19 protein-coding genes are annotated in these 19223 nt (G+C 44.3%); 6 read left to right on the top strand and 13 right to left on the bottom strand.

The genetic code is table 11. The features are described from left to right. Window positions 1-36: 36 nt before the first annotated feature. The 4 genes from EIZ48_RS05130 to EIZ48_RS05115 all read right to left on the bottom strand — a co-directional run bounded on the left by EIZ48_RS05130 (window position 37) and on the right by EIZ48_RS05115 (window position 5529). Complete coding sequence (locus tag EIZ48_RS05130) at window positions 37-888, bottom strand: GNAT family N-acetyltransferase (RefSeq protein ID WP_160648996.1); 852 nt, start codon at window positions 886-888, stop codon at window positions 37-39. Window positions 889-1572: 684 nt separating this feature from the next. Then, on the bottom strand, window positions 1573-2943 hold the full coding sequence (locus EIZ48_RS05125) for an AAA family ATPase (RefSeq protein WP_160648995.1): 1371 nt from the start codon (window positions 2941-2943) through the stop codon (window positions 1573-1575). A gap of 2 nt (window positions 2944-2945) precedes the next feature. Further along, window positions 2946-3947 carry a reverse transcriptase family protein gene (locus tag EIZ48_RS05120; RefSeq protein WP_160648994.1) on the bottom strand — a complete coding sequence of 334 codons (1002 nt, stop codon included), beginning with the start codon at window positions 3945-3947 and terminating at the stop codon, window positions 2946-2948. 670 nt (window positions 3948-4617) lie between these two features. Next, window positions 4618-5529: a LysR family transcriptional regulator gene (locus tag EIZ48_RS05115; RefSeq protein WP_160648993.1), complete on the bottom strand. Its 912-nt coding sequence runs from the start codon at window positions 5527-5529 to the stop codon at window positions 4618-4620. Window positions 5530-5681: 152 nt separating this feature from the next. On the opposite strand from EIZ48_RS05115, the gene EIZ48_RS05110 reads away from it, so the two are divergent. Beyond that, complete coding sequence (locus EIZ48_RS05110) at window positions 5682-6230, top strand: carboxymuconolactone decarboxylase family protein (protein ID WP_205298573.1); 549 nt, start codon at window positions 5682-5684, stop codon at window positions 6228-6230. Window positions 6231-6304: 74 nt separating this feature from the next. After that, a complete protein-coding gene (locus EIZ48_RS05105; protein ID WP_160648992.1) occupies window positions 6305-7885 on the top strand; it encodes a 2Fe-2S iron-sulfur cluster-binding protein in 1581 nt (526 codons plus the stop codon). 103 nt (window positions 7886-7988) lie between these two features. Here EIZ48_RS05105 and EIZ48_RS05100 read toward each other — a convergent pair whose 3' ends face one another. Beyond that, window positions 7989-8888 carry an AraC family transcriptional regulator gene (locus EIZ48_RS05100; protein ID WP_160648991.1) on the bottom strand — a complete coding sequence of 300 codons (900 nt, stop codon included), beginning with the start codon at window positions 8886-8888 and terminating at the stop codon, window positions 7989-7991. A gap of 186 nt (window positions 8889-9074) precedes the next feature. Here EIZ48_RS05100 and EIZ48_RS05095 point away from each other — a divergent pair, with 186 nt between their 5' ends. Then, window positions 9075-10226, top strand: a complete 1152-nt coding sequence (locus tag EIZ48_RS05095) for an iron-containing alcohol dehydrogenase (RefSeq protein ID WP_160649025.1) — start codon at window positions 9075-9077, stop codon at window positions 10224-10226. Between the two features lie 408 nt (window positions 10227-10634). On the opposite strand, the gene EIZ48_RS05090 is transcribed toward EIZ48_RS05095, so the two are convergent. Beyond that, window positions 10635-11087: an Lrp/AsnC family transcriptional regulator gene (locus EIZ48_RS05090; RefSeq protein WP_160648990.1), complete on the bottom strand. Its 453-nt coding sequence runs from the start codon at window positions 11085-11087 to the stop codon at window positions 10635-10637. 150 nt (window positions 11088-11237) lie between these two features. Here EIZ48_RS05090 and EIZ48_RS05085 point away from each other — a divergent pair, with 150 nt between their 5' ends. Next, window positions 11238-12173 carry a DMT family transporter gene (locus EIZ48_RS05085; protein ID WP_160648989.1) on the top strand — a complete coding sequence of 312 codons (936 nt, stop codon included), beginning with the start codon at window positions 11238-11240 and terminating at the stop codon, window positions 12171-12173. A 102-nt stretch (window positions 12174-12275) separates the two neighbouring features. Here the strand turns inward: EIZ48_RS05085 and EIZ48_RS05080 are convergent, their stop codons facing one another. Together EIZ48_RS05080 and EIZ48_RS05075 are read right to left on the bottom strand one after the other, a co-directional pair. Then, complete coding sequence (locus EIZ48_RS05080; protein WP_160649024.1) at window positions 12276-13040, bottom strand: MipA/OmpV family protein; 765 nt, start codon at window positions 13038-13040, stop codon at window positions 12276-12278. Window positions 13041-13270: 230 nt separating this feature from the next. Beyond that, window positions 13271-14278, bottom strand: coding sequence for a succinylglutamate desuccinylase/aspartoacylase domain-containing protein (locus EIZ48_RS05075; protein WP_160648988.1), 1008 nt, complete (start codon window positions 14276-14278; stop codon window positions 13271-13273). Window positions 14279-14506: 228 nt separating this feature from the next. On the opposite strand from EIZ48_RS05075, the gene yidA reads away from it, so the two are divergent. Further along, the gene (gene yidA / locus EIZ48_RS05070; protein WP_160648987.1) at window positions 14507-15316 is read left to right on the top strand and encodes a sugar-phosphatase; all 810 of its coding nucleotides are present in this window, start codon (window positions 14507-14509) and stop codon (window positions 15314-15316) included. A 65-nt stretch (window positions 15317-15381) separates the two neighbouring features. Here yidA and EIZ48_RS05065 read toward each other — a convergent pair whose 3' ends face one another. The 4 genes from EIZ48_RS05065 to EIZ48_RS30050 form a co-directional block, all read right to left on the bottom strand. Beyond that, window positions 15382-15702, bottom strand: a complete 321-nt coding sequence (locus tag EIZ48_RS05065; protein ID WP_160648986.1) for a protease inhibitor I42 family protein — start codon at window positions 15700-15702, stop codon at window positions 15382-15384. 67 nt (window positions 15703-15769) lie between these two features. Beyond that, on the bottom strand, window positions 15770-16069 hold the full coding sequence (locus EIZ48_RS05060) for a hypothetical protein (protein ID WP_160648985.1): 300 nt from the start codon (window positions 16067-16069) through the stop codon (window positions 15770-15772). A gap of 357 nt (window positions 16070-16426) precedes the next feature. Beyond that, entirely contained in the window at window positions 16427-16618 is a 192-nt protein-coding gene (locus tag EIZ48_RS05055; RefSeq protein WP_075765859.1) for a hypothetical protein, read from the bottom strand. Window positions 16619-16922: 304 nt separating this feature from the next. Beyond that, complete coding sequence (locus EIZ48_RS30050) at window positions 16923-17129, bottom strand: GFA family protein (RefSeq protein ID WP_369127459.1); 207 nt, start codon at window positions 17127-17129, stop codon at window positions 16923-16925. A 46-nt stretch (window positions 17130-17175) separates the two neighbouring features. Here EIZ48_RS30050 and EIZ48_RS05045 point away from each other — a divergent pair, with 46 nt between their 5' ends. Further along, a complete protein-coding gene (locus EIZ48_RS05045; RefSeq protein WP_338046895.1) occupies window positions 17176-17493 on the top strand; it encodes a winged helix-turn-helix transcriptional regulator in 318 nt (105 codons plus the stop codon). Window positions 17494-17623: 130 nt separating this feature from the next. On the opposite strand, the gene EIZ48_RS05040 is transcribed toward EIZ48_RS05045, so the two are convergent. After that, entirely contained in the window at window positions 17624-18607 is a 984-nt protein-coding gene (locus tag EIZ48_RS05040; protein WP_160648984.1) for a SphA family protein, read from the bottom strand. Between the last annotated feature and the right edge of the window lie 616 nt (window positions 18608-19223).

The following is a 19223-nucleotide window of genomic DNA, read 5'->3' as shown; positions in this document are numbered from 1 at the left end:
ACATACAGTGTTTGCCTTTATTCACTGGCCATATACTCAGCCAAGCTCAAATGTCGTCACCCCAAAGGTACGATCCAGTGGTAGGTCTGGAAATTCCTTGGTATACATACGAGCCGTTTTGAATACCGGTGTCATCGCATATTTTTCGGCAAGTGCAACAGCGCTATCATTGACTTCCGGTACATCAAGATAAACCAGATCAGATGATTTTGTCTTGGCCTTAAGAGCAAGAAACAGCTCCTCCGCCAATTCTGCATTCTCGGCCAGAAGCGGGCCAACCTTATAACCGGAGCGACACGGACGGATCACGCCGTAGCCTGCTAATTGCCCCTCACGCTCAACCCCAATGGCGTAGGATCCTTCCTGGTTTATCCAATGCTTTAGAAATTCCGTTCGCTCTGCAGGAAAAAACGATTGATCGTAGGCGTAAATACTCTCAAACGAGAGATCTGTAAGATCGACCAGCCCTTCGGCCGTTGGCGCATTTCCTCCACCCTGCCCTTCATACCGAATATTACCGTATGCCAATTTAAAACCAGATTTTTTGTAGTTACCTTGCTGATCTTCAACGCCATCAAGCCCGATATTTCGCCCGTCCAGATAATCAAGTCCCGCTTTCCATATCTGCAGCCCGTAGCCTTGGCCGCGATATTCAGGCTTTACGATGTAAAAGCCAAGAAAGCCAAACGAGTCACCGTATTTCACAACGGATATCGAAGCTATCGGCTCTCCGTCTAGCAAACCGACGAGAAAGCCATTCGGATCTGCACTTCGGAACGAATCCGCATCATGCAGGCCAGGGTTCCATCCTTCCTGGGCAGCCCAGTCAATGGCAAAGTCTAGCTGCTCCGGTGTCATCACCTGAATTAGATACTGTTTATCTGCCATGATTCCCTCCATAGCTCCCAATGCACATTAGTAATCAGCAATTATCGAATTATAATAAAGATCTTACGTGTCCGTTTTCGCAAATTGGTACAAGCTAGCCAGCTCTTAGCGCGAGTATCGCCTCAATGTCCAGCGGCTCTCTATAGCGGCAAAAGTCAGTATCCCGTCGGTTATCTTAATGTCCACTTAGTTGATGCCTAATGGCGTATGTGAATATAAAACAGATGGTTAGTTAAGTGAATAGTTAATCATAACTAGCCAAATGCTTGGCCTTGTTAGCATTTCTTCTAATAGCGGATATGGTTAATGATGGTGTTACGCATTTCAGCTGTAACACTTCTCTGGACAGAACTATGTCAATAGTATTGCTAATTTAGCAAAAGACCTATTAGCTCAAGTATGGAGAAATCAAAAAGACTCAACAAACGCTGGAAAGTTCTTTAGAAGCTGGTGCGAAAAAGTTGCATGAAGTTTTTTACTCATAATCGCTTGGCCCCCAATTCAAGCCTGGAAAGTACCAATCACCGAAAACAAGTACCAGATATACTCATCTGGCTTCGAGTCGATTGAAAGAAGTTAGTTCGAATGTGGTGGAGTTGGTACTTGAGGTGAGTCAGTAACCGTATTTGAACCAGCTAGTAAATAGCTGGCTGGTTCAATTCGTAAATCTAAAGTTGGATGCTATCAGCTCAGAAAACCAATAAGTTGTTCTTGGAATTTAGAAACCCCTTCTGGGTTTGTTTTTTCGAGGAGAGCGTAAATATCGGGCTCTGACATCAAAGGGGGTGAACCATGCCTAAATTTAGTTAGCTGACTATATAAATTTTTTGCTCTGTCGGTTTCCTTTTTATTTTTTATCTCCCTTAAACCATCAATGACAATTTTTCCGTCTACATATTGTTTGTAAACTTCCATTTCAATATTGATAAATGGCAAAAAAATGATATTTCCCACATCTTTTAGATAGCCTTTACCCTCTTGATCGCCATCTAATACTGCTACTATATTTTCTTCAGTTGAGAAAAATTTAGATTCAGTATTTCTTTTCATCAAGTCTACTACTTGCGTAGCTCCACCTATGTATATAATTTCATACTGGAAATAAGTGTCAACTCCTGACTTCCTTATCAAATATTGCATATAGTTCTTCAGACACTCATCTTCGGTTAATATGTATTTGTCGAATCCAGTAAATCCATACATTACACTTTTTATGTAATTATATGACTTAGGGAGAGTTATTATTTCATGACTATCTTTTGAAGACTCCATATAGAATATTTCACCTTTCTCTAACGTTTTCATCAGAGCCAATGAATGCGTAGTAAAAATGATATTAGTATTGTACTCTCTACATAGCTTCCTCAAGGAATTAACGAGATTAACTTGTGCCATTGCATCTAATGAAATATCTATTTCATCGATAACAATAAGCTTTTTCCCTTGCTTAATCTGCTTATATAGATTGACAACAAAGTATTCCCCGGAACTAAAATAGTCTTCTCTAATATAAAACCTTTCATCCTCATCTCTTAGTATGACATAGTATATAAACTTATTTAGGCTTATTTCTTTTAAGGATTGAAACCGATCTTCCCCATAAATATCATTAAGCAAGCTGATGAGTTCATAGGGAGTGCTGTAGTTAGTATTTGCAATATGAGCCCTAATTTCTTCATCCTTATCAGATAAACTTTTGAAATGCTTAAATCTCTCTCCGTGGGGTATAGGCAACTCAACATTGATTATTTCTTTTATAGCTTCTGGTATAGATTGCCTAGTATCAATTGCTTTTATAAACCGATTGTAATTAAAAACTATCTCTTCCATACCCTCTATAGCGTAGGATATTGAGCTACTTTTACTAAAAATATAAGGAGCTGCAGTCTCTTGAAATGTACTATTTATAGGTAAATTTCTAATTGCTCGGATTAAGGTTGTTTTTCCTACTCCATTTTTACCAGCAATACAAGTAATGCCATTCTTAGATAAATCAAACGTCACTTCTTGCTTTTTTATATGTTGAACATCTTGAACTGTGATTTTGATTTTCAATTTTACTTAACCGCTTTTCGAATGAACATATCAATTATGGTGTTACCATACTTTTTTCTTAACTTTGAAATATAATCTTTATCCATAGAATTAAACGAAATCAACTTTCCAGATAATGATGATATAGCTAAGTCTCGTATAGGCTTTCCTTCAGTATTTTCTAACTTCTTATTTACTGATATTTTCTTGAATAGGTCTTCAAACTTTTCATTATCGGTCAAATAGAAATAAATTAAAGATTCAACTTCCTTTTTATCTGAACTTGGTATTGTAACAATTCCATTTGGCAGAATTGAAAAACCAAGTAGTTTAAAGTCATGTCCTCTCTTGTGAAACTTTGTCTTTGCACTATTGATCTTTATTTTTTCATTAACAAAGTTATTTAGGTAATTAGATACTATACTTTCAATTTCGACCGCAAATCCATCATCAGAGCCAGAGATTATTATATCATCTGAGTATCTAGTATAAATCAAGAAGTTATCTTTACAGTATTTCAATAGTGCGTTGTCGAAATCCAACAAGCAAATATTACTGAGTAATGGAGATGTAGAAAAGCCTGTGGGCAATTGTTCATCAACAACAACAAGATTTACGATATTATCAATGTAGTTTTCAATATCTAAAACGGGGGTGTTATTTAGTTGCTTTCTTAGAGATGTATAAATGTTTTCCAATCTGACATTATTGTAAAAATTTGAAATGTCAGTTTGAAAAAAGTAGTTGCTAGCAGAGTGCTTCTCAATGGCTTCTCGTGTACTAATACCTTTTCGGTACGAAAAAACAACTTCAGTATTATAATCTGCATACTCTAAAATAGTTTTATTGATAAAACGGTGGATTGTCTTCAGTTTTGGTGATGGCGCATACACTTCCCTCTTGTTCAGTTGGATACGCTTGAATTCATTGCTAACATTGAGTGTCAGAAACTCATTGAATGACATTTTATCGTGAAACGTCGATATAAAAATATCTATCAATGGTCTTTTTTGATTAGCTTCCAATTAATTTCCGCTCATATAATGAAACCTATTTCAATAGTTTACCGAGATAAATCCGATTTCGCTAGCGATTAGTAGTGATAGGGAGGTAGTGTATAACTCACTCTACTATGAAGAGACTTACCAGAAACAAAAATAGTGAAGTGGAATGAGCGTGGGAGTGGGAGCGTAAGCGTAAGATAGAGGTTACATTCTTACGTCATTTACTAACTTGTTAGACAGTAAATGACGTAAGGGCAACATTAATTATAGCCTGTAGGGACCTAGCATAATGACTGGAGATACTCCTAGTCACCAGGTATAACCATAAGATACACATAAATTGACAGCATTTCAACTAGATCACCCCCCATCTTCAAACCCTAAGTCGTTAGGTTGGTCACACTAGACTGACCTAGCTATCACCTATCAGCCTTTGCGCTACCTGACGTCCCCAACATAGCTTTCTCGTCAGGGCATCACCCGGTCTCTGAGTTGATTTTTAGAGGTTTCCTGACAGTGCCGAGGATAATCAACCCGATGGTGATTGAGAGGTTAATCTGATATTAGAAAATGTAAGTAAAGAGATTGAACTGAGAGATGACCATTTAGTGAGTTGAACTAATTTTGGAACAGAAATGACTTAGAGCAACCTGTCAAATTTGCTGATATCCCTAATAATACATAGGTATTCTCACCTCTCAGGTTCATTCAATGCCGCATCACTTCTTAACCGCTGCGCCAGCAGATCAATAAAGGCTCTCACTTTAACGGAAGCATAGAGCCCTTCCCTGTGCACTATATGTACAGGGCGCGGCTTCAATTCATGCTCAGAAAGCAATACTTTCAGGCTTCCGTCAGCTATATGGCTTGCCACCTGATAGGACAGAACACGGGTGATCCCCAATCCTTGCACGGCAGCTTCTATCGCGGCATCATTGGTTGTAACGGTAAGACGCGGTTGTAGCCTGATCGACAGCTCTCCTCTTGGAGATGTAAATCGCCAGCCTATCGAAAAATTACCCGCACTGGAGGCTATAACAGCATGATGTTGTAGTTCACTCGGAATTGCCGGTTCACCATACCGTTCAAGATAGGCTGGTGATGCCACCACCACCATACGAACAGTTCCGACTCTCAGCGCACGCATATTTGAATCTGGCAGTTCACCAATGCGAACCCCAACATCCAGTCCTTCCTCAACCAGGCTGACAACCCGATCAAGGAATGTGGCATCCACTTTCATCTCCGGATAACGCTGAAGGTATTCCACAATACCCGGCATGACAAACATTCTGCCAAACAGGACTGGTGCCGTTACCGCTAGGTGCCCTCTTGGCTCTGCATTTATTCCGGCCGCGGCTTCATCAGCCGCTTCAACCTCAGCCAATAAGCGCCGAGCATCTTCCAGATAACGCTCCCCCGCCTCAGTAGTACGGACGTAACGTGTAGTTCGGTTCAGCAGTTTAACGCCAAGCCGATCTTCCAGGGCAGCTACGGTACGAGTAACCGCTGGCGGGGACATTTGCAGCCGCCGGGCTGCCGCGGCAAACCCTTCTTCCTCGGCGACAGCCTGAAACACCTGCATCTGATGAAAGCGATCCATACATAATTCCACTAAATGAAATAATCAATTGCCTATAAAGGATATTCTTTAATTTAACGAAATCAACCATAGTTATCTCATCCGATGCCTACCTGCATCTGGCGCAACACAGCAAGGTAAACACAACAAGCATCTTCCAACATGAGGAAATAATGATGAATCGTATTACCACTATCGAACGCAACCATGCCAGCAATGAACAAATTGAGCTATTAGACGCCATCCAGAAGCAACTCGGGATGGTACCCAACTTTCTGAAAGTTTTCGCCAACTCACCCGCCGCGCTGCGTGCCTTTCTCGGCTTACACGGAATTGCCGGAGAAGGCAGCCTGGACGCACTAACCCGTGAACGAATTGCACTTGCCATCGCCCAACAAAACGAATGTCAGTATTGTGTTTCGGCCCACTCGGCTATTGGTCTGAAAGCAGGACTCAATAGCGCAGAGATCGAAGCTAATCGTGCTGGTTCCAGCCAAGATGCAAAAGCGGCAGCAGCCGTAAAATTTGCCAAGGCGCTGGCCGAGCACAATGGTGAGGTCACCACGGCCGAACTGCAGGCAGTGCGAAATGCCGGTTACAGCGAGTCCGATATTGTGGAAATTATCACCCATGTCGGCATGAACATACTGACCAATATTCTGGGCAAAGCCAGCCGGGTCGATATCGACTTTCCAAAAGTCTCACTCCGTCAAGCATCCTAATCCCACTCTCGCCGCTACTCGCCAATGTAGCGGCGCAATTCAACTCCGGAAGCAAATCTAGCGAGGATAGAACCATGGGACATAAATTTGCAGAAATCGCATTTACCCGTAATGTACGAGACATTCAAACGGCAAATGGTAGCCGAGATGGCTATTCAGCGATGGATCAAGGCCCGGATCACAATCACCTTCTTAGCGAACGGGAAGCCACTTTTATCCATTCCCGCGATAGCTTTTACATGGCCAGTGTGGGGGAAACTGGCTGGCCATACGTACAGCACAGAGGTGGACCGACAGGGTTTATGAAAGTGCTGGATGCCCGGACCATTGGCTTCGCCGACTATTCAGGTAATCGACAATATATCAGTACGGGCAACTTCATCAACGATGATCGCGTCTCACTGTTTTTTATGGATTACCCAAATCGCACGCGCCTGAAAATGTTCGGCCGGGTCCGAGTGATCGGACAGGATGAGCACGACTTGCTTGCCCTACTCGAAAATGAGCATTACCGTGCCCGGATCGAGCGTGGTTTTATCATTACCGTCGAAGCCTTCGACTGGAACTGCCCGCAGCATATCACCCCACGCTATACAGAGGCAGACATTGACAATTTGCTTGCCCCACTGCTTGATGAAAACCGGCAGTTAAAAGAAGCGGCCAGCTCGATGGTGAAATCCATGCCGAATGTACTGGGTAACGGCGAACTGGAACTGGTCGTCAGCGGTATTCGCCAGCTCACCCCCCGTGTACGCGCCTTTGAACTGCGCGCGCCAAATGGCAATGAATTACCAGTAATTGAAGCAGGTGCCCACCTTGAAATACCCATCATGTTGGAATCGGGTAATGTCGAAACACGGCATTATTCTATCGCCTCCAACCCTGCCCGCCGGGATGCCTATGAAATAGCCGTTCTAAGAGAAGACGATGGAACCGGAGGCTCCAAAGCCGTACATAATAGCTATCAGCTCGGCACAACAATTCGTACACCACTACCAGCCAATTACTTTAAGCTTCATCAAGATAACCGCTCGGCGGTGTTGATCGCAGGCGGTATCGGGATCACGCCGATAAAGGCGATGGCACAGGCACTTGTAACCCGTGGAGTATCGATGCAGCTCCATTACGCCGGTCGTAGTTTCGCTGATATGCCCTACAGAGACCGCCTGCAAAAAGAGTTTGAACAGCAGATAACTCTCTACAGCTCGGCTGCCGGTGAACATCTCAATATTCTGGCGATTCTAAAGTCTGCACCTGAAAATGCCATTTTCTACGTGTGTGGCCCTAGCCGGCTTATTGACGAAGTACTGGCTACAGCCCAAGAGATTGGTATCAACGAAGACCGACTCCGCTTCGAGCGCTTTAGCGCCGAAAATCCTAGCGATGCAAAACCAGTCCACGTTGAGTTAGCGCGGTCTGGTGTATCGATTGAAGTGAGGGCAGATCAGACTATCCTGGATGCCATTCAGACTGAAGGGGTAAATATTCCACATGGTTGCAAGGCGGGAAACTGTAAGTCCTGTGCTGTCAAAGTCATCCAAGGGCGTCCCGACCATCGCGACTCAGCACTTTCAGCCGATGAAAGAAACGAGCAACACTTAATGTGCCCTTGCGTTTCCCGCGCTGTTGCCGACAAACTTGTACTGGATATCTGATAACACCATAACCACCTGCCAGCTCTGCCGCCGAGCTGGCCATGAGATCGCCAATGAAGCAGATAAAGCCAATCAAGACACAATGGATTAATAGTAGCGACGCCTATTGCACAAAACCGATATCGGCTGCCTTGCTTGGCGGCAGGCCAAAGTAACGTTTGAATTCGCGGCTGAACTGGGTGGCACTTTCATAACCGACTTTTACAGCCGCGACATTGGCAGGCATTCTGTCTTGTACCATCAGGGTTCTTGCTTTGTTTAAGCGAATTTTTTTGATGTATTGCAAAGGTGGGTCCGTCACAACCTGCTTAAAGGCACGGTGAAATGCAGACACGCTCATCCCTGCCATATCAGCAAGTTCATCGATAGCCAGTTTTTGCTCATAATGAACCTGCACATGATTGATAACTTTAGACACTCTGGATAGAGCGCTATCTTGCTTACAGTATTGGGCAAGTAGATAGCCCTGCTCACCCTGCAAGAGCAGATAAAAGAACTCCCTTAAAATCTGTGGCCCTAGCACCGTCGAATCGAGGGGGCTATGTAAAGCCTTCAGCAGACGAGACATACAACTGGTTATGTCGGGCGTGATGCGGGCTGCCGCAACACCACGCCCATTAGGATCGACTCTTAATAGTTCTGACCCGCCGTGTTGCTCTATAAGCTCAACAAGTTGTTGGATAACGGTAAGATTAAACTCTATATCAATACCGATTAGCGGCGAGTCTTCCGACGCGAAGGTCTCACAGGCGATAGGATAAGGCGTTGCTACAATTAGACAATGCTCCGTATCGTATTCAAAACGGTAATCATTTAAATGACCGACCTTGTTGCCCTGAAAAATAATCACCACACCCTGCTGGTACATTTGCGGCGTCACTTTATGATATTTATTAATTCTGAATAACCTGATACCCGGTAAGCAGGTATCGACCCGCCCTATCTGCTTATCCAATCCGTATTGTTCACATAGAGATGTCGCTAAGCTGACTGTATTGTTCATGTCTACCTCCGATAGAGTCATCATCGCCGTTACAGACACGAATGCAAGCACCTCTCAGAATAAAGTAGAATTAGGCAAGCATTAGAGAGAATCGTGTATTAAACAGTTTCCTGAACTCTCCTAGACTATACCCTATCAATTTAACGCCGTGCTAAGGCTGATAATGACTCTCACCGGAGAACAATGATGAACAAATTCACTTATCAAAACCCTACCCGCATTCATTTTGGTGAAGGCCAGATCGCTGCCATCACCAATGATATTCCGAAAGATAAGAAAGTTCTGGTTACCTATGGTGGTGGCTCAATCAAAAGCAACGGTGTCTACGCGCAAGTAGAAGCAGCACTGGCTGACCACCAATGGGGAGAGTTTGCAGGTATCGAACCAAACCCGCAATACGACACCTTGATGAAAGCTGTCGATATGATCAAAGCAGAAGGTTATGACTACCTGCTGGCCGTTGGTGGTGGTTCTGTTATCGACGGTACAAAGTTCATTGCTGCAGCAGCTAGCTACGAAGGCGAGGACCCATGGAACATTCTGGCAGCAAATGAAGCGGTAAAAGCAGCCGTGCCACTGGCCTGTGTACTAACCCTACCGGCAACAGGATCTGAAAATAACATGGGTGCTGTTGTCTCTCGCGGTAAAGACAAACTGGCATTTATGTCTCCTCTTGTTCAGCCTATTTTTGCTGTACTGGATCCGAAAACAACCTTGAGCCTGTCACCTCGCCAGGTTGCTAACGGTGTTGTAGATGCCTTCGTTCACGTTATGGAGCAATACCTGACCTTCCCTGCAAACGCCAAAGTCCAGGATCGTTTTGCCGAGGGTCTATTACTTACCCTTATTGAAGAAGGCCCTAAAGCACTGGCAACTCCAGATGATATGGATGTACGTTCCAATGTTATGTGGTCGGCAACTCAGGCGCTTAACGGCCTGATCGGTGTCGGTGTTCCTCAAGACTGGGCCACCCACATGATTGGACATGAACTTACTGGCAACTACGGTATCGATCATGCCCGTACGCTGAGCATCGTGCTACCAGCCGTCATGCAAGAGCGCCGTGCTGATAAAGAAGCAAAATTGCTTCAATACGGCGAACGTATCTTTGGTATTACCGAAGGCTCTGTTGATGAGCGTATCGATGCCACTATTGCCCAAACCATTACTTTCTTTAAGCAAATGGAAGTGCCAACACGTCTTTCAGATGTTGACCTAGACGCATCAGCAATTGATACCCTAGTCGCCGGCCTTGAAAAACATGGCATGAAAGCACTGGGCGAGCACGGAAACATTGCCATTGCTGACAGCCGAGCTATCTTAGAAGCAGCGCTGTAATCAGTAAGAAATTAGCAACGAGTAACAGTAAGCCCATCACATATTGTGGTGGGCTTCTTTATTGCCAACGTATTCTCTTTTGATCCGTCATAGCTTAATAACATGTTCACAGTTAGAGCACTTCCAGATTGACGCATAAACCAACCTTTGCCACCAATTGCGGTGAACTCGAATCATTGCAGCATTGCATTTTTCGCACATAACCAACATTAACCTCAATAGCAGCAGCTTCTCTACCACACTCTGTAGCACAGCATTTGCGTACCAACTGTACGCACGACGTACCGTAAATAAACACTATTCAGCAAACAATTTTCCATCTATCTGATTTATAGGAATATATAGCCTAATAATCAGACAATAACGAAACTGTATATGAGCCTATTGAGAGTGAGCAGACACTTTCTGCTACGTCACCGGCAACGGTGTTCCCTGTTTCACAGGGCGGATCGCAAGGTTGGTATTGATATCTTTGACCATATTAAGAGTCTGGAGCTTACGCATAAAGGCTTCATAGTGCTGTAGATCTTTGCTCACCACTTCTAACAAATAGTCATATTGGCCGGAAATCACATGGCAGCTGATCACTTCAGGCATGCATTCAACGGCATCTTCAAACTCGCTGATAGCCTGGTCACGGTGATTGCTTAAACTCACATTGACGAAGAATGTCATCATCAAACCCAGCTTCTGCCGGTTAAGCTTGACCTGATAGCCTGCTATCACCCCCTCAGATTCAAGCAGTTTGATCCGTCGGGCGCAGGGAGAAACAGACAACCCGACGGCATCTGCAATTTCTGCCGTAGTTTTCCGTACGTCACCCTGTAGCTCCGCCAATATCTGCTTGTCTTTCCTGTCCATCCACCACCCCATTAACCAAAACAACCAATTATTCATCACTTATTGGTAATATTTATCAACACAGGTGTCAATAGCCTGCCCTTTTGCCAACTTTAACCCTGGATAATTATTCATACTGTTACTCCAGACAAATAAATCGCGGACTATAAAATGGAACTAGCGGCAAAGAAGGAAAGAGCGCTGGGTTTACTCGCAATGTTGGCCACCCTACTCATTTGGGCCAGTTTCTTCATCTCACTAAGGGCCTCAGGTCAGTCACCGCTCACTGTCGGGGATATAGCTCTACTACGTTTCATACCTGCCGCGTTGGTATTCGGCGTATTAAGTCTGCCCAAGACAAATCAAATCAAAGCGACACCCAAACGCTACCTTCTTGCCATCGCTTTCGGCGCCGGGTTGCCTTTCTTTCTATTGGCGGCCAACGGGCTACGTTTAGCACCGGTTGCCGATGGTGCCTCATTAATTCCGGGGATCCTCCCCCTCTTCGTGTCATCCATCGCGGCTTATTGCTATCGTGAAAAAATATCCCATATCAGGAAGCTGGGTATTGGCTTGATATTTATTGGCATCGGCCTGTTTATCGCCCACTCGTTATCGAGCGGTCAGCATCAAATTCTACAAGGGCACGGGTTACTACTGGCAGCCAGTTTCAGCTGGGCCTGGTACACTATTGGGATACGGGTGAGTGGTCTGTCTCCCATTGTTGGCGGTGCCATACTGGCAATCTCGGCCTGCCTGTTATTACCGGTTTTCTATGTGATGGACTGGGTTGAATTTAACGTGATGGCAGCCCCGGCCAGTGATGTCGTCTTTCACCTGTTAATTCAGGGGATCGCCGCCGGGATCATCGCCAACTTCAGCTATGGGTATGCGATTTCGCGGCTTGGTGCAGAGATGAGCGCAGCTTTAGGTTCATTCACTCCCGTTGTCGCCGCAGTAATGGCTGTCGTGATCTTTGACGAATCACTGACACTCACGACAACACTCGCCATGGGGATGATTGTAATAGGGGCACTTTCGGCCAGCGAAATCATAAAGTTAAAGCCAATGGTAATTCGCTCGCTTGCTAAGCCAACGAGTCAGTAGGCGAGATATATTCTGAGAGCAGGTAAAACAGGGAGTCAATAAAAAAGGTCAGTAAGTCATCATTCTTTACTGACCATTCAACGAAAACCTTAATCGAATAGCTTAAAAGACATAAGAGATACCGACAGAACCCTGGCTGGTTACTGACGCCGCGATAATCGGGCTTTTCTCGATATCACCCTCCAAGTTGGTGTATCGGACACTTGCGTTTAGCCTTAAGCTTTCAGTAATAAAAATATGTCCGCTCAAACCCACAAAATATTGGCCATCCCAGTCAGCTTCAAACTCATCCAAACCAGAACGGAGCGACTCTTCATTTGAAACACCGTATAAATGGTTGTTAATGCGATCGCTATTATACGAATAACCAAGCTGTGGCGTGATACCGAAGCGGTTCATCCTGATTGGTAACCTCCAAGACACTTCCGCGTACAAACCGTTGTGCTTGTTACCAAGATCAGTACCGGCTCCGACTTCAAAGACACCAACCTGCGAAATCACCTGATAGCTAACACCACCAAGCACCGATGCTTCACGTTCATCCAACGTCTGAATTTGAGCATCATTAGAATCTGATGGCTTCAGTGTTCTAGGATCATAAGCTAATCGGAAGATCACATTTGTCGGTGTACCGATTGGATATAACCTAACCCCGGCGGAAAAACCTCGAAAAAACACATGTTCGCTTTCGTAACCAACTGCAGGTATAACAACGACGTTGGCATCAGTATCCCGATAAACTTCAGGCGCATAAGAGGTTATCGCACCTAGTGATACCTGACCGGCTGTGGCTGTGCCTCCAAACGCAATCAATACAAAGCTAATTGCTGCTTTCAATGCCCTTTTGAAACTCCCCCAACCAGCCATACCAATTGTTGAAACTGTTGCCTTCCTTACCATTAACACTTCTTCTTTTATGTTCATTACAACTCTCACGACTTTACAGTTCTTTCTATCTAATTTCGTTTCGCACACCCTGAATGGCGTACGGTATAGATTCAAAATAAAAGGCGAATAATTCGCCTCTAATATATTGTTTCGCACTATACCGTCACGATGCCTGTAAATCCACAAGTTCCTTATATCAATGCGAGATACTACTTAAGCAAGCGAACCAATAAGGTTCCCGGCTCACGCATGGGATCCTGGTTGACGCTGAGTACATAGCCGCTTGACGGGGCCTCATAACGCTTAAGTTCATCGCCGAAGCTGTCATATTGAATTGCCACCAGCTGTCCGGCTTCAACACGAGAACCAATTTCCACCTGAGGCAGTGCAAAGCCACCGACTTCTGAACGTACTGTGATCACTTTCTTACCTTCATAGTGTTCCTGAGTGGCAGACTTTGGCTCGCCCTCGATAACACCTTCGGCTTTAAGAATATTCAACACCCCTTGCAAAGAGCGCTCGATCATGTCGGGCTGTAATACCTTACCAGCCCCCACTTCAACGGTAATCGACGGAACACCACTACGATTCCAGACGGTCTCAAGTACACCTTCATCGCCGGGGTCATCAAAAATACAGTCCGGGTTCATTAGACGAGCCATTTTTACTGTTTGGGGAATACGGTAGTCAGCAAAAACATATAACGGATACTCTGCACCTCGGGTTTGGGTGTGTAAGTCGATCGCAAGATCAGCATTGTGCCCTAACAAATTCTGCCAAATGGCCGCGATATATCGCTGGGCAGCATCACCATCCGGGTTGCCCGGAAAGATACGGTTGATATTTGTAGGTGAAGCGTCGGGATCAGACGGAATAAAGTCACGGCTGTGCATAAGCATCCCTGATACATTCACTATCGGCACAATCGTTACTGTCCCCTTGATGGGCTGTGCCTGCAACTGCTGGATGATCTTTTGTGCCGTGATCACCCCGTTAAGTTCATCACCGTGAACGCCTGCAGTGATCATTATCTTAGGGCCATCGACTTGAGGCTCCCCCCGAAAAACAATAACGGGTAAATGCCAGCTTTGACCGATACCGTTGTTTTGCGGGCGAAACCAGAAACTGTGAACCCCCTCGGGCAGCTCTTCTGCCAGGAGGTGTTCAATCACCTGACGGCCTTGCAGCACATCTTGCGTATATACCGTTTTACTCACTTAGCTTCCCCTACCCTAGTTCTTATAACATGACTTGGTTTCATCTATTCACTGTAAGCAACATACCATTCAAAAGAAAGCAAAGCTTCGCTAACAAGTAGCTACCAACTAAGCTATCAATCGAAAATAAGCGAACAGGTATATTGCCAGCTATCTATTTATGTCGAGTTGATCACATAAATTGATTATTATGTGCGTTCTAAAAATTTTTGAATGTGGATACACAATATGTACAAACTGGTTGCACTCGATATGGATGGCACCCTGCTTAACTCGCAGAAAGAGATTTCTGCACGTACCAAGCAAGCAATTAAAGATGCTAGAGAACAAGGCGTTCATGTCGTATTGGCTTCTGGCCGACCACTAGAGGGAATGGCTGACTACCTCGCTCAGCTAGGCATGACCAGCAACGACGATTATGTACTAAGCTATAACGCGTCACTGGTGCAGCGCGTTGCAAGCAAAGAAATTATCAGAAAGCAAATCATGAAAGGCAGCGATGCCAAGAACATTGCCAGCCTTGGCCATGATCTCGGCGTTTTCGTTCATGCCTTCTCACCGGCTCGCGGCCTTATCACTCCGCAAAACAACACCTACACCCAGCACGAATCGACGATCAACGGCGTAGAGGTCACTGAAATTGATTTTGCCGAGCTCGACAACGACGAAGAGATCATCAAAGTTATGATGGTCGCGGATCCTGAAGTGCTGTCCGCAGCGATTGCCCAGCTACCTGAATCACTATACGAACAGTACACGATTGTGCAAAGTGCACCGTTCTTCCTGGAGCTGCTAAACCCTAAAAGCAACAAAGGCGCAGGTGTTGCCATGCTGGCAGAGCACCTCGGGATTGAAGCTAGCGAAGTAATCTGTATGGGAGATGCCGGTAACGATCATCATATGATCAAGTACGCCGGGCTTGGTGTAGCAATGGGTAACGCTACGGAAGATACCAAAGCGCTGGCAAACCATATCACAAGCAGCAACGACGATGATGGTGTTGCCCTGGTGATTGAAGAGTTTATTCTTAAGAAATAACTGAATAATAAAATGCAGGCTGTAAGCACAGCCTGCCATGTCGCACAACCAATACCTACGATGGTCTAAGCAACTTCAATTGTGACTTCTACCGTTTCTACCGCTTCGCTTCTGCCTGGTGGGAAATGCTTAAATAAAACACTTCCTGTTCCCTGACGGATTGCTTCAAATTGATAAATGTTTTTACCCGGGCTACCAATTAAACCAATATTAGTTTCCAGGTTTACAATTTGTGTTAGTTCGTAAGTTCCTGAATTATCAGGGATCACAGACCAGGTGTACCCAGTCGAAGCATTCGTATCAACAATGAAGTTAGCAAGTTGATGCAACGCAACTTTGTTTATTGCACCTGAAACAAGCAAAGTTTCCTGTTTTTCAATAGTCATAACTTGTCGCTCCTTATTCCATTAAGTCAAAGCTGTAGCAATCTAATCAATATCCAGGTCGCGGACATTAAGGTGCAACACGTTCAATTTCAGTAATGGAGTAATGAACTTTTCCTTCCTGGTCTGGCAATGATACAAAGATATGTACTTTAGCCATGTAAGCTTCGGCATCAGGATAAACAGGCTGTGCGCGGCAGAAATAGACATAATTCATACCGGCGACGACCTGTTGCTGACCAGCAAGCGGTTTGTAATCAACGCCCACAATAGAGTGCATCACTTCGAAAGCCGCGACCATTTGTAAGGGAAACTCTTCCGGTAGAAGAAGAGAGCCGTAAGCGCCAACGTTACTGACATTGTTTGACATAATAAGTCTCCTGATTGATGGTGTTATTATTTGACTGACTAATTCAAAAGAGATGTTATAGCCAATCAGGGACGGAAACGATTACACTTTATTACACGAACTATAGGAATTTGATTACTAAAGTTTTTTCCATGGATGATTCTTTGTTACTAGTTGATATTAGCCACAGGCCGTATCATGAAAAATAGCCGAATCGAGACATACAATTGCAGCAATGAGATAGCTGTATGTACCCACATTATCACTGCCAACAAAAAAGCCGATCATATGATCGGCTTCTCTTCAGTTATTCAGCGATTCAATTATCAGTTAGTCGCCGTGTTGAACGCCCTCTGTTATTGACAACAGGCAGCTTGATTACAACAAGCCTTCAACTCTGGCCTGGTGCAAAACGATGGGATCCACAGCGGCATAAGCAGCATCCCATAGCGCACCGATATACATCCTTTCTTTTCCTTTTGCCGCGCGTTCCAACTGGTCGAGCTTTCGTAGCTCATCCAATGTTAGCGGCTGCTTAAACAGTGCTTTAGCCCTCTCTAGTTTTTCCATGTGCCTATCCTCGCAATATCAAATTGAGAAGCTAACTAGGCATTACAAGCTAGCTGGCCAGTTTAATATCACGATGGCGACATCCGTTCAGATTCCCGTCGCCAATGTTCGCAAAACCATTATAAATGTAAGTGTATTTTGATGCGTGAGAGATAGCGTGACTCAAGCCTCAATAGCTGAAATATTATTCATGGATTTGTAAGTAAAAAATGCGGAAGATAAAAGAAAAGGCATCGCATTATCGTTCAATAGTCAACCTCCAGCTTTTTACTGGAGGCCCTTCTTATTATCTTGTGTGGCATCACTACATTTCAGGCATCGTCTCAAATTTCGGCAATGATGGATCCATATGGTCCCAGGATGCTCCGCTACTGCCATATACGACCAATTCAGGTTTAAATAACTCCAAATTGTGCAAGCTACCTACCCGAATAAACTCAAATAGTGGCATTTCACTATTTTCTGCATATATGTGACAGCCACAGCTAGGGCAAAACCCTCTTTTTACCACATTGCCACTATCAGCAGTTTTCTCGTGAAAACTCTGCTGCCCAATCGTGAATAGCCTAGATATAGTTGGAGATAAATGGACACTTGTTGTACTGAGAGATCTTCATTGCGGTAAGAAAACCTATAATGATTTGGTCAACTCACCAGAGAAGATCCCAACTAATAGACTGGCTGAAAGACTAAAACGGCTTGAAGCTGAAGGCATTATTTCAAAAGTTGCATATCAACATCGCCCCAAAAGGTATGAGTATCTATTAACCCAAAAAGGAAAAGATATCTTGCCTATTCTTCAAGAGCTAGCAAGGTGGGGAAATAAATATGTTGAAGGTTCTTGGATACCACCGGAGTGGTTTATGAAAGCCTAGATATATGCTTTTAAGCTAATTAAATAGAATCTCAAAGTCATAACAGACTCTAAGACAGATTACATGTAAGGTAAAGGTTGCAGGCAGCGCATCACCACTGTTTTTTCTTAGACAAACCCGCCTGCAACCTTTAATACTCTGCGCGTACTTTTATTGAAATGGTGTCACCTTCAAGTCGCCGGCTCACCTCTATGTCATGAAGCCATTTCAGCTCAACAGCAAGTTTGGTACGATGCCACTGAGTTCGGTAACTCAATACAGGGCCAATACCAATAGCCTGGCTCTTCATTTCTCCCAGCACTGTTCCTTGGCCACTATCGCCAGTTAACTGTTGATACCAATAACCGCTAACGCCGATACCGGTGAAGCCTCCAAGCAAGATAACGTTCTGAACAAATGTCGACTCAATATGAGCTTGTGTCCCTGTCTGGTAATCGGCATCACTGTTAGTACTATTAAAATCTATTCCACCAAACACTGAGAACTCTCTGCCGATAGCAGGCTCGATATGCACAAGTCCCAGCGAAGGACTAATGGTCCAGTAGTTCTTACCCGTATTGGCCAAGCGCCCTAGTTCATAATCGCCCGTAGGGGCATAAAGAGCGAGCCGATAATCCCCCCACCACTCTCTGTTGATTGTATGAGAGAACATCAGAGGCTGGATGATCACATCCCCCAAGCCGCTTTGCTCTGATACGACTCTTCTAGAAACAGTATCTTGCCCCCCCGTTTCATCCACAATGTCAGCCGATACTCTCAGCGAAAGATAAGGAAATGTCACTCCCGCACTAAACACCCAGCCGTCGGCAAATTCACCGGCAGGGCTCCAGCGAAGATCCAGGGCGACCTCGTCAGTCTCAATATCCACCTCTGTTACAGTTTGACCAGCCATTGGCAACTTTGAATTGCCCGACGTTCCTTCAAAAGTGTTAGCTATCAAGCGCACTAAAACGGCTTCATTTGACAGTGACATATCAATGCTCGACGCCATAAAACCGGGAAGGTAATGGCCACTTCCTCCCTCTTCGGCAAAAACCGATGTTGAGATAACAATCAACCAGCAGCCCAGCATCAATAATGTCCATCGCAATAAACACAAAGCGTACTCTGCCATAATACAACCAATCCGGCTTATAAATGGGCGACTCAATTCAAGCAAGAGTGTCAAAATTTTGTCAGAAGCTTGGATATATACAGAACAGCTTAGCCAACACAAGTCTGAAAGCTGTAGCCGCGATAAGAAAACCCTCGATAATATTATTGATGAGATGTTTCACTGAGAATGAGATAAGGCACTAGCGATACTATGATGGCAAAGCTTCCCATAAGCCCATATCAAAAGTGTGCATTTTTTGTGCTTTTAATAAATTCCATAATAAATTTTACGTACATTTATCACAAAACCGTACCTTGATAGAAGATCAGCAATCAGTAAGTATTTACCGCCTGGATGACCTGCACTTACATAGCCTTTACATTGCTCATGTTACACACGGATCAAGTCGTCTGACCAGAATGTAACACAATGAAAATGAAAGCTAACTGGAAAAATCAGTATAGTTTATGATATTATCATTTAGTTAAGAAACTAATAGAGCTAACTAAATTTACATGGCTAGGTTTTGTAGTTCTTGCTATTACCAAACTGCTCGAAAGCGAACAATAATCAAGCAAAATAAACATTGGTAATAATATTCATAACTCATAAGCAGCATGTTTTTTGAATTACA

The organism is Photobacterium alginatilyticum, from assembly GCF_009910675.1.
Lineage (GTDB): Bacteria > Pseudomonadota > Gammaproteobacteria > Enterobacterales > Vibrionaceae > Photobacterium > Photobacterium alginatilyticum.
This window is presented reverse-complemented; position numbering and strand designations above follow the sequence as displayed.